The sequence below is a fragment of the Pseudonocardia xinjiangensis genome (assembly GCF_050948425.1).
Taxonomy (GTDB): domain Bacteria; phylum Actinomycetota; class Actinomycetes; order Mycobacteriales; family Pseudonocardiaceae; genus Pseudonocardia; species Pseudonocardia xinjiangensis.
Map to the genome: position 1 here is coordinate 3,131,383 of NZ_CP192009.1, position 14,516 is coordinate 3,145,898.

The 14,516-nt window shown below is 69.5% G+C and carries 13 protein-coding genes; 9 read left to right on the plus strand and 4 right to left on the minus strand.

Translation table 11 applies throughout. From position 1 onward, the window contains the following. The first annotated feature begins 46 nt into the window (after positions 1–46). The 7 genes from ACQPZA_RS14860 to ACQPZA_RS14890 all read left to right on the plus strand — a co-directional run bounded on the left by ACQPZA_RS14860 (position 47) and on the right by ACQPZA_RS14890 (position 7,786). Entirely contained in the window at positions 47–1,009 is a 963-nt protein-coding gene (locus ACQPZA_RS14860; RefSeq protein WP_433275352.1) for an IS481 family transposase, read from the plus strand. Positions 1,010–1,200: 191 nt separating this feature from the next. Next, positions 1,201–2,088, plus strand: a complete 888-nt coding sequence (locus ACQPZA_RS14865) for an alpha/beta fold hydrolase (protein ID WP_433281450.1) — start codon at positions 1,201–1,203, stop codon at positions 2,086–2,088. Continuing rightward, a complete protein-coding gene (locus ACQPZA_RS14870) occupies positions 2,085–2,804 on the plus strand; it encodes an SDR family oxidoreductase (RefSeq protein WP_433281452.1) in 720 nt (239 codons plus the stop codon). The genes ACQPZA_RS14865 and ACQPZA_RS14870 overlap by 4 nt, the downstream gene beginning before the upstream one ends. Positions 2,805–2,826: 22 nt before the next feature. Then, positions 2,827–3,696, plus strand: coding sequence for a DUF427 domain-containing protein (locus ACQPZA_RS14875; RefSeq protein WP_433281454.1), 870 nt, complete (start codon positions 2,827–2,829; stop codon positions 3,694–3,696). Positions 3,697–3,732: 36 nt separating this feature from the next. Next, positions 3,733–6,465: a helix-turn-helix transcriptional regulator gene (locus tag ACQPZA_RS14880; protein ID WP_433281456.1), complete on the plus strand. Its 2,733-nt coding sequence runs from the start codon at positions 3,733–3,735 to the stop codon at positions 6,463–6,465. A gap of 159 nt (positions 6,466–6,624) precedes the next feature. Continuing rightward, the gene (locus ACQPZA_RS14885; protein WP_433281457.1) at positions 6,625–7,416 is read left to right on the plus strand and encodes an SDR family NAD(P)-dependent oxidoreductase; all 792 of its coding nucleotides are present in this window, start codon (positions 6,625–6,627) and stop codon (positions 7,414–7,416) included. Positions 7,417–7,489: 73 nt separating this feature from the next. Further along, positions 7,490–7,786 carry a hypothetical protein gene (locus tag ACQPZA_RS14890; protein ID WP_433281459.1) on the plus strand — a complete coding sequence of 99 codons (297 nt, stop codon included), beginning with the start codon at positions 7,490–7,492 and terminating at the stop codon, positions 7,784–7,786. A 3-nt stretch (positions 7,787–7,789) separates the two neighbouring features. Here the strand turns inward: ACQPZA_RS14890 and ACQPZA_RS14895 are convergent, their stop codons facing one another. Next, entirely contained in the window at positions 7,790–8,701 is a 912-nt protein-coding gene (locus ACQPZA_RS14895; RefSeq protein WP_433281461.1) for a pyridoxamine 5'-phosphate oxidase family protein, read from the minus strand. Between the two features lie 106 nt (positions 8,702–8,807). Here ACQPZA_RS14895 and ACQPZA_RS14900 point away from each other — a divergent pair, with 106 nt between their 5' ends. After that, positions 8,808–9,323: a CGNR zinc finger domain-containing protein gene (locus tag ACQPZA_RS14900; RefSeq protein WP_433281463.1), complete on the plus strand. Its 516-nt coding sequence runs from the start codon at positions 8,808–8,810 to the stop codon at positions 9,321–9,323. On the opposite strand, the gene ACQPZA_RS14905 is transcribed toward ACQPZA_RS14900, so the two are convergent. After that, positions 9,280–9,702, minus strand: coding sequence for a hypothetical protein (locus tag ACQPZA_RS14905; RefSeq protein ID WP_433281465.1), 423 nt, complete (start codon positions 9,700–9,702; stop codon positions 9,280–9,282). The genes ACQPZA_RS14900 and ACQPZA_RS14905 overlap by 44 nt on opposite strands. 415 nt (positions 9,703–10,117) lie before the next feature. Between ACQPZA_RS14905 and ACQPZA_RS14910 the strand changes: the two genes are divergently transcribed. Further along, positions 10,118–11,761, plus strand: a complete 1,644-nt coding sequence (locus ACQPZA_RS14910; RefSeq protein ID WP_433281467.1) for an AMP-binding protein — start codon at positions 10,118–10,120, stop codon at positions 11,759–11,761. Positions 11,762–11,774: 13 nt separating this feature from the next. On the opposite strand, the gene ACQPZA_RS14915 is transcribed toward ACQPZA_RS14910, so the two are convergent. Next, positions 11,775–12,686 carry a LysR family transcriptional regulator gene (locus ACQPZA_RS14915; protein WP_433281469.1) on the minus strand — a complete coding sequence of 304 codons (912 nt, stop codon included), beginning with the start codon at positions 12,684–12,686 and terminating at the stop codon, positions 11,775–11,777. Positions 12,687–13,709: 1,023 nt separating this feature from the next. Next, a complete protein-coding gene (locus tag ACQPZA_RS14920; RefSeq protein WP_433281471.1) occupies positions 13,710–14,456 on the minus strand; it encodes an acetate uptake transporter family protein in 747 nt (248 codons plus the stop codon). Between the last annotated feature and the right edge of the window lie 60 nt (positions 14,457–14,516).

Here is a 14,516-nt window from a genome sequence, read left to right on the forward strand (position 1 = left end):
GGTTGGGGTGTGGCTTGTCTAGGACCCACTCCGCCCGGAGGCTCTCGTGTCACACGGTAATGCCCGCCTGACCTTCCACGGCCGACGCACGATCGTCGAGCGAGTCCTGCACCAGCGGCGTCCGCGCTCCCACGTGGCCGCCGAGATGGGGGTCTCCCGCCAGTGCGTGAGCCGCTGGATCGCCCGCTACCGCAGCGAAGGCGAGCACGGGCTGCACGACCGTTCTTCGCGACCCCACACCTCACCGGCCCGTACTCCCACCCGGACCGAAGCCCAGGTTGTGGCCCTGCGGGAACGCCAGCGGCGCGGGCAGGACTGGATCGGCCCCGAGCTCGGCATCCCGGCCCGGACTGTGTCACGGATCCTGCGCCGCCACCAGATGCCCTACCTGCGCGAACTCGACCCGCTGACCGGCGCCCCGATCCGGGCCAGCAAGACCACCGCGGTCCGCTACGAACGCGACCGACCCGGCGAGCTGGTGCACATGGACGTGAAGAAGATCGGCCGGATCCCCGAGGGCGGCGGCTGGCGCGCCCACGGACGCGCCGCCCGCGACCGGGACCGCACCCGCACGATCGGGTTCGACTTCGTCCATTCCCTCGTCGATGACCACTCCCGGCTGGCCTACTCCGAGGTCCTCCCCGATGAGAAGGGCCCCACCTGCGCCGGATTCCTGCACCGCGCCGCGGGCTACTTCGCCCACCACGGGATCGGTCGTATCGAGCGGGTCATGACCGACAACGCCTGGGCCTACAAGTACTCATTACGCGAGGTCATCGCCGCACTCGGCGCCCGGCAGGTGTTCATCAAACCGCACTGCCCCTGGCAGAACGGCAAGGTCGAACGACTCAACCGCACCCTGCAGACCGAGTGGGCCTACCGGCAGGTGTTCACCAGCAACCACGACCGCACCGCCGCTCTTGCACCCTGGATCGAGCACTACAACACTCGACGCCGCCACAGCGCACTCGCAGGACTCCCACCGATCAGCCGGCTGTCACCAACCTGACGGCCGAGTACAGCTAGCCCGCCCCCGGCGCTCATGACGAATATGCGGGACTGTCATCGAAAATCGTCAGCCCGCGGGGCGGCACCGGGTGGTACTGCTGATTGCATGGGCGCAACGGCCCAGAACGTAAAGCAGATGTAATTCACGGACCGTCTGCCTGCGCCGGCGCCATCATGATGGGTAGTGAGTTTATGACCGATGTACATCACCGCACCGCGACCGTGAACGGCCTCGAGATCTTCTATCGAGAGGCCGGCCCGGCAGAGGCGCCGGTAGTGCTGCTCCTGCACGGTTTCCCCACCAGTTCGCGGATGTTCCGCCGGCTGATGGCCGCGCTCGCCGATCGCTACCACGTCATCGCACCCGACCATCTCGGCTTCGGCCATTCGGCGATGCCCACGGTCGGCGAGTTCACCTACACCTTCGACGCCCTGACCGTCCTGACGGAGGGCCTGCTCGACCACCTCGGCGTCGATCGCTACGCGATGTACGTGCAGGACTACGGCGCTCCGATCGGCTGGCGTCTCGCACTGCGCCGGCCCGCCACCGTCGCGGCGATCATCAGCCAGAGCGGCAACGCCTACGACGAGGGTTTCGTCCCCGAGTTCTGGTCGGCCGTGTGGGCCTACGCCGAGGCCCCCGGCCCGCAGACCGAGCCGGCAGTTCGTGGGGCGTTGGAGGTCGAGGCCATCCGCTGGCAGTACCTCACGGGAGTGCCCGACCCGGACCTCGTCGATCCCGACACGTGGGTTCTCGACCACGCCCAGGTCAGCCGCCCCGGCAACGCCGAGATCCAGCTGGCGCTGTTGCGCGACTACACCACCAACCCGCCGCTCTACCCCGCGGTGCAGGACTACTTCCGCAGGAGCCAGGTGCCGCTGCTGGCCATCTGGGGAGCCGGGGACGAGATCTTCGGACCCGCAGGTGCCACGGCCTTCGCCCGCGATCTCCCCGACGCCGAGATCCACCTCCTCCACGGCGGGCACTTCCTGCTCGAGAGCGCCCTGGACACGGCGAGCGGATACATCCGCGGCTTCCTCGGCCGCACCCTCGCCACCTCGAAAGGGACACCGTCATGACCGGACCTCTCCAGGACCGCACCGTCCTCGTGATCGGGCGGGGCAGTGGCATCGCGCATGCGGTGGCCACAGCCGCCCGCGACGCCGGCGCCCACGTCGTCGCGGCCGGGCGCAGCACCGACGCCCTCGCGACCGCCTACGCCGGCGAGCACCGGATCACCACCGACTACGTCGACGTCACCGATGACGCGTCGATCAGCGCGCTCGGCGACCGGCTCGGGAGCCTCGACCACGTCGTCTCCACCGCCTCGTCCCGTGCGCGGGGGCGCCTGGCCGACCTCGACCGCGACGCCATCAGGAAGTCGTTCGACACGAAGGTCATCGGGCCGCTCATGCTGGCCAAACACCTGGCGCCCCGGATGAACGACGGCGGGTCCTTCGTGCTGTTCTCCGGCGTCGCGGCGTTCAAGATCGCGGTCGGCACGCTCGGGGTCGCGATCACCAACGGCGCCGCCGACACGCTGACCCGCTCGCTCTCACTGGAGCTGGCGCCCATCAGGGTCAACGCCATCTCCCCGGGAGTGATCGACACCGGCGCCTGGGACGCCCTGGGCGAACACGCCAAGGCCGAGATGTTCCAGGACATGACCGCCCGCAACCCCGCCCGGCGCATCGGCCGGGTCGAGGACGTCGCGCAGGCCGTGCTCTTCGCACTGACCAACACCTTCCTCACCGGCGTGACGCTGGCTGTCGACGGTGGAGAACCGCTGACCTGACCAGTACCGGAAAGGACCGACCATGGGACTGTCCTGGCAGCAAGGACCGCTCTCGGGCGCAACCCCGGGACGCTTCCTCGTTCCCGACCCCCTGCCCGAGCGGCTCCTGTTCGCCGAGCCGTTGCGGCGGCGGATGCGGGTGCGCTTCGGCGGTGAGTGGATCGCGGACAGCGAGACCGTGGTCCTGCTCCACGAACCCGGCCGCTACCCGGTCGCCTACTTCCCGATCGAGGACATCGACTCGGGATCGTTGGAACCCCTGGAGACCGTCACCGAACACCGTGACCTGGGCGAGACCTCCTGGTTCGCGGTGCAGGCCGGTGGGCGGACCGCGCGGCGCGGGGCATGGCAGCACACCGGCCTGCCCGGGTACGCCGGCGAGCTGGCGGGCCGCGTTGCGTTCGCCTGGCGTGCGATGGACGCCTTCTACGAGGAGGACGAACGCATCGTCGGCCACGCCGCGGACGCCTATCACCGCATCGACATCCGCCGTACGTCGCGCCACCTGGTCGTGTGCTCGGGCGACCGTCAGGTCGCGGACACGAGAGAACCGGTCGTGCTCTACGAGTCCGGGTTCGCCCCCCGGTGGTACGTGCCTCGCACCGCCATCGACGAGTCGGCGCTGACCCCGGTCGAAGGCCAGACGTTCTGCCCGTACAAGGGCCTGGCCAGCTACTACGACATCGGCGAGGCGAAGGGCGCTGCCTGGTCCTACCGGGAGGCCTGGCCCGAGGTCGGCCGGGTACGTGACCTCGTCTCCTTCGAGCCCGACAAGGTCACCGTGTTCCTCGACGGCACGGTGCTCAAGCTCGAACCCGGCCAGCAGGTCACCCCCCACGGCATCGACCGCGAGCTCACCGCCGACGAGATCGCACCAGGCCGCCCGCGCTGACGTCCGCCGCCAGCCGAAAGTTGTGGGGTTCGACCGGTGTTGCTGGACAGGCGCAGTGAACGCGAGGTGCTCGACCGCGTCGTCGCCGACCTGCGCAGGGGCGAGAGCCGCGCGCTGGTGCTCGGAGGAGACGCCGGTATCGGAAAGACCGCGTTGTTGGAGTACGTGGCCGGACGAGCGACAGGCTGCCAGCTCGTCCGGGCCGGGGGCGTCGAGGCCGAGAACGAGCTGGCCTTCGCCGCCCTGGATCAGGTGTGTGCGCCGATGCTGGACCGGCTGCCGCAGCTGCCCGGGCCGCAGCGCGAGGCGTTGAGCACGGCGTTCGGCCTCGGCATCGGACGCCCACCGGATCGGTTCATCGTCGGCCTGGCGGTGTTGGGCCTGTTCGCCGAGGCCGCGCGGGAGCGACCACTGCTGTGCCTGATCGACGACGCCCAGTGGCTGGACCGGGCGTCGGCGCAGGTGCTCGGGTTCGTGGCCAGACGCCTGAAGGCCGAGTCGCTGGCGATGATCTTCGCGGTGCGTCGGACCGGCGATCAGGCGGAGGTACCGGAGCTGGCGGGCGTACCGGATCTACACGTCACCGGACTGCCCGACGAGGACGCCCGCGCGCTGCTGCTGTCGGCCCATCCCGGGCCGGTCGACGACCGAGTGCTCGACCGGGTCGTCGCCGACAGCCGAGGCAACCCGTTGGCGTTGCAGGAGCTGCCACGCGGGTTCACGCTGGCCGAACTGGCAGGCGGATTCGGACTGCTCAGCGCAGCTGAGCTGCCACTCCGCATCGAGGAGAGCTTCCAGCGGCAGATCGCCACACTGGCGCCATTGACGCGACAGGTGTTGCTGGTCGCCGCTGCTGAACCCGTGGGTGATCCGGTCCTCGTCCGGCGCGCGGTCGACCCACTCGGCACTGGCATCGGCGCCGAGCTTGCGTTACGGGAAGCGACAGCAGGGTTCCTGGAGTTCGGTGCCCGGGTGACATTCCGGCATCCGCTGCTGCGGTCCGCCATCTACCATGCCGCCACCCCGGAGGATCGGCGGCAGGCGCACCGGGCGCTGGCGCAGGTGATGGATCCGGTCACCGACCCCGACCGGCGCGCATGGCACCTCGCCCAGGCGGCGGCCGGGGATGACGACGATGTCGCCGCCGAGCTGGAGTGGTCGGCGGGGCGAGCGCAGGCCCGGGGTGGGCCGGCCGCGGCCGCCGCATTCTTCGAGCGTGCGGCTGATCTGACCCGGGACTCCGCTCGGCGGGGGCAACGACTGCTCGCTGCCTCGCAGGCCAACTACCAGGCCGGCATGCCTCACGCGTCGCTGGCGCTGCTCACGCGGGCCGAGGCGTGCCTGCTGGGTACGCGCGAGCGTGCTCACGGCGATGCGCTGCGTGCCCGGGTGGCGTTCACCCTGAACCGCGGGCCGGAGGCGCCGACCTTGCTGCTCGAGGCGGCGACCCGGCTGGAGAGGTTCGACGTGCGGATGGGCAGGGAGACCTATCTGGAGGCGCTGCGGGCGGGCTGGTTCGTCGCCCATCTGTCCGCTGGTCCGACCCTGCATGATCTGTCCGACGCTGCACTGGCCGCGCCCGCACCGGAGCACGCCGGTACTCCTTCCGACCTGCTGCTGGACGGTCTCGCCGTGCGCTACCGGGACGGCTACCCGGCCGGCGCGCCACTGCTGAAGCATGCGTTGGACGCGTTCCTCGGTGCCGAGCCGGCCGACGACGTGGACCTGCGATGGCTGTGGTTCGCCTGCACGACCTCGCTGGACCTGTGGGAGGCCGAAGCAGGTGACGTGCTCACGAGCCGGTTCGTTCAGCTCGCCCGGAACTCGGGCACGCTGACTGCGCTTCTCTTGGCCCTGACACAGCGCATCGTCATGCAGGTGTTCGCCGGTGACCTGGCCGCTGCTGACCTGCTGCTGGAGGAGCTCGACGCCGTTCAGGAGGGCACGGGCCTGGACGAGCGGCCCTACGCCGCTCAGCTGCTCGCCGTGTGGCGCGGCCAGGAGGACAAGGCCGTCGCGCTGATCGAGGCGACTACCCGGGAGGCGACGCAGCGCGGCGAGGGGGTCGGCGTGATCGCCGCGGGCTGGATGCAGGCACTGTTGTCGAACAGTCTCGGCCGCTACGACGAGGCACTGCCCGCGGCGCGGCAGGCCACGGAACCACGCCAGGAGATGGGTGTCGTCACCTGGTGCTCGCTGGTGGAGCTCGTCATCGCGGCGGCCCGCACCGGACAGGGCGACACGGCCTCCGAGGCGCTCGCGCGGCTGAGAGTGATGACGCAGGCGAGTGGCACCGACTGGGCGCTCGGTGTGCAGGCGAGCTGCGAGGCGCTCGTCCACGACGGTGAGGCGGTGGAGCCCTACCATCGCGAGGCGATCGACCGGCTCGCCCGCACGCGCATGCGGGGACTGCTGGCCCGCTGCCATCTGCATCACGGGGAACGGCTGCGTCGCCGCGACCGGTGCGGCGAAGCACGTGAGGAGTTGCGCACCGCGCACACGATGTTCACCGCGATGGGCATGGATGCCTTCGCGGCGCAGGCCGCGCGGGAGCTCGGCGCTTCCGGCGAGACCGTCCGCAAGAACAAGGACGTGAGCTCCGGTGGACTCACCGCGCAGCAGGAGCAGATCGTGCTGCTGGTCCGCGAGAGGATGTCGAACGCGGAGATCGCCGACCGCCTGTTCATCAGCCCGCGCACCGTCGAGTGGCACCTGAGCAAGATATTCACCAAGTGCGGAGTCACGTCGCGCCACCAATTGCGGAGGTGATCGGGCGCCCGGTCGGCACGGGCATCGGGGGAGTGACGGATGAGGACGGCCACCCGTGGTTTGCCTAGGCGGATCCCCGGTGCGATGCCAGCGGGTCGGCGTGAAGTGTGGCTGGGTGAGCCGGATACCTGGCTCAGTTGCCGAACATCAGGTGATCCGATGGGAATGGAGATCGTCATGAACGAGACCTTCGAGGGCCGCAAACTGATCGTGATCGGGGGAAGCAGCGGGATGGGCCGGCAGACCGCGGCCGACGTCGTGGCCGGCGGTGGCAGCGCGGTCATCGTCGGCCGCCGTAAGGAGCGGGTCGACGAGACGGTCATGACGTTGGGGGCCGCGGGAAAGGCGTGGGGTATCACTGCCGATCTCACCGACCGTGACGAGGTTGCCCACGTGCAGCAGCGGCTCGCCGACGAGCACGCCGACGCCACCCTCCTGGTCAATGCCGCCGGCATTTTCATCCCGACGCCATTCCTCGACCACGACGGTGCCTCCTACGACTCCTACCTCGAACTGAACCGTGCCATCTTCTTCCTGACCCAGACCGTGGTGCGCGGCATGGTTGAGGCCGGCAGCGGCGGGTCGATCGTGAACATCGGCAGCATGTGGGCGTACCAGGCAATCGGCGCCACTCCGTCCAGCGCCTACTCGATGGCCAAGGCCGGCCTGCACGCACTCACCCACAACCTCGCCCTCGAACTGGCCGGCCGGCACATCCGCGTGAATGCCGTCGCACCCGCCGTGGTCGCCACGCCCATCTACGAAGGCTTCATCCCGCCGGAGAAGATCGACGAAACACTCGAGGGCTTCAACGGCTTCCACCCCCTCGGCCGGGTCGGCACCGCCCAGGATGTCGCGTCGGCAATCACCTATCTGCTCTCCGATCGTGCCGACTGGGTCACCGGCACCATCCTCAACGTCGATGGCGGCGTCATGGCGGGACGCAACTGAGACCTCCGCACGCCCCGTGCGCCGGCTCGACAAACCCCGGCGCTAGGGCCATGTCCACCTTTGGGAGAAACCGATGAAACATGCGCCGACGTGGGATCAGGTGAGCCCTGCCGACGTGCTGCACGCGATGCAGGAGTACGACCGGCTCGGACCGCAGCGCTTCTTCGACGAGCATGGTTTCGCCCGTGCCACGACGTATGAGCTGATCTGGGACGAACGTCGTTATCCGCCGAAAGCGATCCTGGGCACCGCATACGAGTTGGCCACGGGCAACCGGCTTGCCTCCGGTGATTTCGAAGGCGGGAAGGCCGGCGCCGTCAGGGTGCTCGGAAAGCTGGGGTTCGTCGTCCGGCACCGCGACGACGCGTAGCGGCTACGTCAGGGGCGGGTTGTCCCGGGAGGACGTCAGATCGAGAGCCCGGAACGGAAGTCCGCTGGTGGCAGCGACGTGCACCGGGGTGAAGCGGACCCGGCGGCCGGTTGCGGCGTCGTCGCCTGCCGCGCCCGGCATGACCCATTCCAGGGTTGACGTGCCGGAGATCTGCAGGGCGGTGCCGGTGGCGAAGTCGAGGAAGAGCAGGGCGGTGGTTGGATCGGTGACGATGTTGCCGAAGCTGTTGAACAGGTTGTTGCCCGGATAGTCCGGCCACCACAGCTCACCCGACTCCTCGACCCGCACGAAGCCCGGTGAGCCGCCGCGGTGGGAGGTGTCTGCGCCGTGGGTCGGGTGGGTCGTGCCGAGGATGAACGTGTCCGCCTGGGTGATGAGCGCGATGTGTTCCGGCTGGAGGCTGCCGTAGCGACGGGTGACGGTGTGGGCTTCGGCGCCCTCGATGCCGTCGTGGTGCAGGTGGCGCTGCTGGATGTACTGCGGGCAGTTCCCGTAGGCCTGGCCGACGGACATCTCGAGCTCGTGGTCCTCCACCCGCGTGAGGGTGCCGTTGAGCCGTACCCGGCGGCGGATCGCGAGGTCGAGGGCCATGACCGCGACCTGTTGTCCTTGCGGCAACCGGTGCAGGGGTTCGCCCGCCGAGGGGGCGGTACGCACGGTCAGGGTCGAGTCGTGAGCCACGAGGAAGCCCGGCCAACCCAGCAGGGGCGAGGTCCACAGCTCGCCGGTCTCGTCGCGGCCGGTGAGTACGGCGAGGTCACGGTCGGCCAGGAAACGGCTCATCCCTCCGCCGAGGTGGGGGGTGGCGAGCATCCCGGAGAGACGGGAGGCCTCGGCGAGCACACCGGCCCGGCGCTGCACGGCGCGCTCGCCGTCGTGAAACCCACTGGTCATCGTCGTTCCCCCTCTCTCGCGGTTGCCGTGATCCGGCCATGGCCCCGTCATGAGACACCAGGCTGACCTAACTTGTCAACTTGTTCATCGGGGTTAGTATGGCGGAATGGTGCACGCGGTTGGCCCGGACGACGAGATGCTGCTGCTCGATCTGCTCAACAGCACCCCGGTGGTACGGGGCGGGTTCCTGGATCTTCTTGCCGTCGATGACGAGGCTGCGGAGTGGAGTCGGGCCCGGGGCGGCATCGGCTCGCCGGCCGAGGTGGCGCACCTGCGCCAGGTCCGAGACCGGCTGCAGGCTGTGGTGCGAGGCGCTGAGCCGGCGACCACGCTGACCCCGTCACTGCGCGGTGTGCACCTGCTGCCCGAGGTGGCTGACTCCGGCGTGAGCTGGCACCTCGACGTCGAGGACGACCGACGGCTCGCCACTCGCGCGCTGCTGGCGTGGGGGCGGGTGCAGGAGCAGATGCCCGGCCGGCTGCGCCCGTGCGCCAACGACGAGTGCCGCCTGTTCCTGCTCGACCGCAGCCGGCCCAACACCGCCCGCTGGTGCTCGATGAAGGTCTGCGGCAACCGGCTCAAGGTCCGTCGGCACTATCAGCGCACCCAGCGGGCCGACTGAGCAGCGGGTTCGTGCCGTCGGAGTCCGGTGCGGTTGCGGCTTCGTGCATCCGCGACAGCTCGGGGATCGGCCATCGGGCCGGCGACGTGTGCCAGACGACCTCGAAGATCGTCTCCAGCACCGGCAGGGCGTCGGGTTCGCGCTCCGTGATGTAGCCGTGTAGGCCGAGGTTGGCGAAGAGTTCGACGAACCAGAGCACGCGGGGGTTGTTGCCCCAGGCGTGTTCGGAGCCCGGCCCCTGCTCGTCCAGCCATGCCGGGTTGTCGGCGAGGTGGGTGAGCTCGTGGACGACCAGCAGGTCGGCGAAGCTGCCGAGGTCGGCGGTGTGCCGTAGACGTGGTGAAGCCGTGCCCGCGCGGCGTCGGAGAGGTCGGACCACACCGTGGCGATGACCGAGTCCCACATCTCGCCCGGTTCCTGGCCCATCAGCATTCGCGTGTGCGCGATCAATGGCGTCCACACCCAGGTCTCTTCCGCAATGTGGGAGCTGCACCCCACTCGTGGGCCCGAGGATACGACATCGAGCGGGTTCGGGCTCGGGATCCGAAATGGAAGGGCGGCGGTCGAAATCGTTCATGGTGATGGTTCTCATGCGGATGCTCCGAGCGGGCGGCATCTCTGTAGGGGTCGGTCCGGATAGGCTCGGAGAACCGGGCCAGGCGCCGCCGAATAGAATATTCACAAATCGCCTGAACGTGCCTCGCTGGTGAGTGCGCGTCCGCTGCTTATCCGCAGGCCCGATCCGGGTCGTGGTGACCGTAGAGTGAGGGAGTTCCGGGTTGTCGACGGATTACATGATCCGCCCGAACGGTGCAGCTGCGCAGAATTTCCGGGCCGCCGGTGTCTGGCGGGATGCGGGGCCGATTTCTGATCTGCGGCGTTGGCGGGACGAGACGCCGGGGGCGCCGGCGATCGATGCTTACCGGGCCGACGGGGGGTCCGTCCGGATCAGCTACGCGGAGTACGCCCATCGGGTCGAGCGGTGTGCGGGTGCGTTGTACGAGTTGGGTGTGCGGCCGGGACACGTGGTGGCGTGCCAGCTGCCGAACTGGTGGCAGGCCCAGGTGTTGGTGCTGGCCGCAGCGCGACTGGGAGCGGTGCTGGCACCGATCATGACCACGATCCGTCCCCGGGAGCTGGAGCGGATGTTGCACCGCTTGGGCGCGAGCGTCTGCGTCACCGTCGACGAGTGGGCCGGGTTCGATCACGCCGCAGCGTTGCGGGAGATCGCTTCCCGGCTGCCGGAGCTGCGCCACCGCGTGGTGATCGGGAACCCGGCTGATGGGGAGATCGAGTTCGGTTCGTTCTTCGAGGCGACGCCGTGGGAGCAGCGCCATCCTGTGGCGTTGGACGACGTGCGGGAGGATCCGGATCGGGTTTCCCTGGTTCTGTTCACCTCGGGTACGTCGGGGGAGCCGAAAGGTGCGCTCCACTCGGAGAACACGTGGTACTCGGCGACGTCCGGGATGGTCGAACCATTGGAGGTCACCTCCGACGACGTGATCTTCACTCCGCATTCGCTCATGCACGCGGCGGGACAGTTCTGCTCCCGGATGTCAGTGCTGGCAGGCGCGTGCATGGTCCTGCTCGATGCCTGGTCGGGGGAGCGGGGCCTGCAGGTGCTGGCCGACAGTGGAACGACGCACCTCATGGGGGCGCCGTCGTTCGTCTACGACGTGATCGCGGCCACCGGCGGGGAGCGGCCGGTGCTGCCGGCGCTGCGGATGGTCGCCTGCGGTGCCACCACCGTGCCGACGCCGCTCGTCGCGGAGGTGTCGGAGATGTTCGGAGTGACGTTGCGGGCCGGGTGGGGCATGACCGAGGTCGGGATCTGCACTCTCACTCGCGGCGAGGATCCGCCGGACTGGGCGGCGCACAGCGACGGGCGCCCCATCAGGGGGTTCGAGCTCGACCTGCGTTCGGACACCGAGATCACCCGGGACCAGCCCGGCCGGCTGTTCGTCCGGGGTGGCGGGATCTGCCTGGCGACGGTGGGTCGTGACTCCGGGGCGGTGACCGTGATCGCCGATCAGGACGATGGCTGGTACGACACCGGCGACCTGGCCGTGCCGGACGGACGCGGCGGGATCCGGCTGATGGGCCGCGCCGGTGACCGGATCGGCGGGGTGTTCATGATCCCGGTCAACGACGTCGAGTCCGAGTTGCTCAAGCATCCGGGTGTCGCGGACGTCGCGCTGGTCGGCTACCCGGACGGCCAGGGCGGCGAACTGGCGTGCGCCGTGATGGTCCCGGCCACCGCCGAGGCGCCGGTCGGCCTGGAGGAGCTGCGCAGGTACCTGACCGGCGAGGGCATGACCGAGTGGTACCTGCCGGCCCGGCTGGAGTACGTCGAGGCGCTGCCGCGCAACGACAACGGCAAGGTGCTCAAGGACATCCTCCGCGGCCGCCTGCTGGACGAGGTCGTCACCGCGGAATAGGGACATCGGGCCGTCACGCAGGGGTTTCGTAGCCCTGCTCGCCGTCCGCCGCACAAGGAAGACCACGGCGACGCAGATCGGCGACGAACCGCCGGGCCAGCGAGTCGGCCGGATTGCCGATCTGGACCGTCACGTCGCGCCGGACGTCGGGATGCAGGCGTCGGACGACTCTCGCCGACTCGGTCGCCAGTGCCGAGATCGGTACGATCGCGATCGCCACTCCCGACGCGGCCAGCTGTGCCGCTGTCCGGGGGCTTCCGGTGCGCAGGACCGGCATGGTCCTCAGCTGGTGCTGGGCCACGAAGTCGTCCATCCAGCTCGACAGTCCGTTGGCCGGGTCGTAGTGGATGTACGGCTCGTCGGCGAGGTCTGTCACCGAGACCGACGACATCGCGGCGAACCGGTGGCCGCAGGCGGCCACCACGACCATCGGTTCCTGGCCGAGCAGCTCGATGCGGGCTGCGGTGGTCGTGGGTCGTGGGCCGATGCCGATGTCCGACGCGCCGGCGGCGATGCGCTCGGTCATCCGGTCCGCGCTGGTGAACTCGGTGAGATCGAGAGAGACCTCAGGTCTTCGTCTGCTCCAGTCCCTGAGGACGGGTGCCAGTAGCCAGACGGTCATCGTCTCGCTGCAGGCGATCCGCAGGCGGCCGGCGCGGCCCCCGCCGACCTGGCGGCCCGTCTCGATCGCGCGGGCAGCGGCTTTGAGCGCGGCGCGGGCCTCGTTCGCCGCCGCCCGGCCTGCCGCGGTGGGGCGGACGCCTCGGGACAGCCTCTCCACCACCTGGGTCCCGATCTCGCGTTCCAGGGCGGCGATCTGGTGGGAGACCGCGGACTGCGACATGTGCAGCTGGGCGGCGGCTTCGGTGACGGACTCCGCGTCGATCAACGCCACGAGACACTGGAGTGCGCGCAGCGTGGTCATGAGCTCAGCCGGAAGCATCCGGCGGTTCCCTGATCGCCTCCGGGTCGGGCCGGCGTGACAGCAACGACATCCGGGATCGGCCCCGGGCAGGATCCTCGAGGGGGTCGACCTTCGGGTGTCGCTCGGACCAAGCGCTGTGGCATTCCGAACCTTGTTCCCGTGATCATACTGGGCGCTCCTGACCAGGCCCCCCATGTGTGATGGTGGGGAAGGTAGGCCACGCGACAGTAACCTGTCAATAATGGAATGGTGGTTAGCCCGGCGGTGTGCCCTGCCGGGCTCAGGGTGTCGGGTGCAGAGCCGGGCCCGCGGCGGCCAGGGGTGTTCCCATGGCCTGGCCGACAGGGCCGGAAGGCGGCCCGGGGCCGATCACGGTGCCGCTGCGGCCCATTTGTCCGGAATCAATGACATCCATGCGTTCTCTCTCTCGATCGACACGGCCACTCGGATTACAATTACCACAACATCAAGTGTGCCGACGTGCGATTAATCGAAGGGTGCCCGCGATATTTCTAATGGCATGTGCGGGCCAGGCGGGCATCGATATCGCTCATGGGTGACGGTACTCATTCTGAGGCGCCGGGCGGCCGACCGTCGTCGTACGGTGGAAACAGCTGGGATCGGCGAGCCCGATGGGGTTCCTCGAATCGAGGTCGATCGTCGGAATGAAGGACGCGCACGTGGTTGATCCGCCGTCCTCCGCGAGCTCGGGGCCGGGCCGGGCCGGGCCGGGCTGTCCGATCCAGTTGCCCAACTGGTGGCAGGTCAATGCGCTCGTGCTGGGTTGCGCCCCCTCGGGGCGGCCGCGGCGACGATCGCTCCGTCCGTGCGGCCGCGCGAGCTGCACCGCGTGCTGGCTCGGCTCGCCGGTCTGCGTCACGGTCGACCGGGGAGAACAACGACACGCGTGCGCGGTCGTCGTCGCCCGGCTGAGCCGGGGCCGGGGGAGCCCGAAGGTGCGCCGCCGCGCACGGTCCGGCGCGTGCGCGGCGGCGGCCCTCTGCTGGTGGGACTGGGGTGCGGCTACTGACCGATCTTCACCCCGGGCTCGCCGGCCGCGAAATGGATCACGTTGTTGTGCGGCGGGATGGCGTGCGACGTCCCTGGTGGCCGGCGGCTGCCGATCGGTAGGACGGCACGCGTGAAACTCGACTGGATCATCATCGCGCCGGCGAGGTACCAGGCCAGGAGCGCACTGATGATCAGCAGGTAGGCGCCGATCGCCTGGACGAGCGGAAGGCCGCCCAGCAACGCGATCGCGAGCAGCGTGGAACCGGCGGCCAGCATGACCAGAACCCCGGTGAGCACGATGTTCTCGGCGGCGGCTGCGATCGCGCCCACCAGCGTGATTGCAGCGAGCACCACGAACCAGAAGCCGAAGGCACCGGCGGCGGTCGCGCTTGCGACGGAGGGCAGGACGCCCAGCGCGATGAGCAGGTTGTACAGACCGTAGGCGATCCAGAACGCTCCCCACATCCCGTGCATCGCGGTGGCCACCGCATCGCGCGCCCGGTAGGCCCACATGCCCGCGAGGAACTGCGCCAGACCGCCCGCGGTCAGCGCGAACGGGAACAGGACCAGTGGGGTCTGCGCGTTGCCGTACCACCCCGCCAGGTTGCCGGCGACCATGAACGTGGCCGCGGCGAAGCCGAACAGCCCGAGAATGGACGGCGCAGCGACGGGGGACAGGGTGATTCTGGTGCGGTCTCGCCAGAAGTTGTAGTCAGGCGCTTCGGCGATCGGCGAGTGCCCATTGATGTCGGTGCTCAATTCTCCTCCAGATGTCGTGCGATTCCTCGCCCGCGCGACTGCCCGGGCCGGGTCGGGAAC

What these genes read in the sequence shown, in the direction of transcription:
- ACQPZA_RS14915 (WP_433281469.1), bottom strand. Translation starts at nt 12,686, where the DNA reads ATGACCACGCTGCGCGCACTCCAGTGTCTCGTGGCGTTGATCGACGCG.
- ACQPZA_RS14890 (WP_433281459.1), top strand. Translation starts at nt 7,490, where the DNA reads ATGAAACATGCGCCGACGTGGGATCAGGTGAGCCCTGCCGACGTGCTG.
- ACQPZA_RS14865 (WP_433281450.1), top strand. Translation starts at nt 1,201, where the DNA reads ATGACCGATGTACATCACCGCACCGCGACCGTGAACGGCCTCGAGATC.
- ACQPZA_RS14870 (WP_433281452.1), top strand. Translation starts at nt 2,085, where the DNA reads ATGACCGGACCTCTCCAGGACCGCACCGTCCTCGTGATCGGGCGGGGC.
- ACQPZA_RS14875 (WP_433281454.1), top strand. Translation starts at nt 2,827, where the DNA reads ATGGGACTGTCCTGGCAGCAAGGACCGCTCTCGGGCGCAACCCCGGGA.
- ACQPZA_RS14895 (WP_433281461.1), bottom strand. Translation starts at nt 8,701, where the DNA reads ATGACCAGTGGGTTTCACGACGGCGAGCGCGCCGTGCAGCGCCGGGCC.
- ACQPZA_RS14910 (WP_433281467.1), top strand. Translation starts at nt 10,118, where the DNA reads ATGATCCGCCCGAACGGTGCAGCTGCGCAGAATTTCCGGGCCGCCGGT.
- ACQPZA_RS14885 (WP_433281457.1), top strand. Translation starts at nt 6,625, where the DNA reads ATGGGAATGGAGATCGTCATGAACGAGACCTTCGAGGGCCGCAAACTG.
- ACQPZA_RS14900 (WP_433281463.1), top strand. Translation starts at nt 8,808, where the DNA reads ATGGTGCACGCGGTTGGCCCGGACGACGAGATGCTGCTGCTCGATCTG.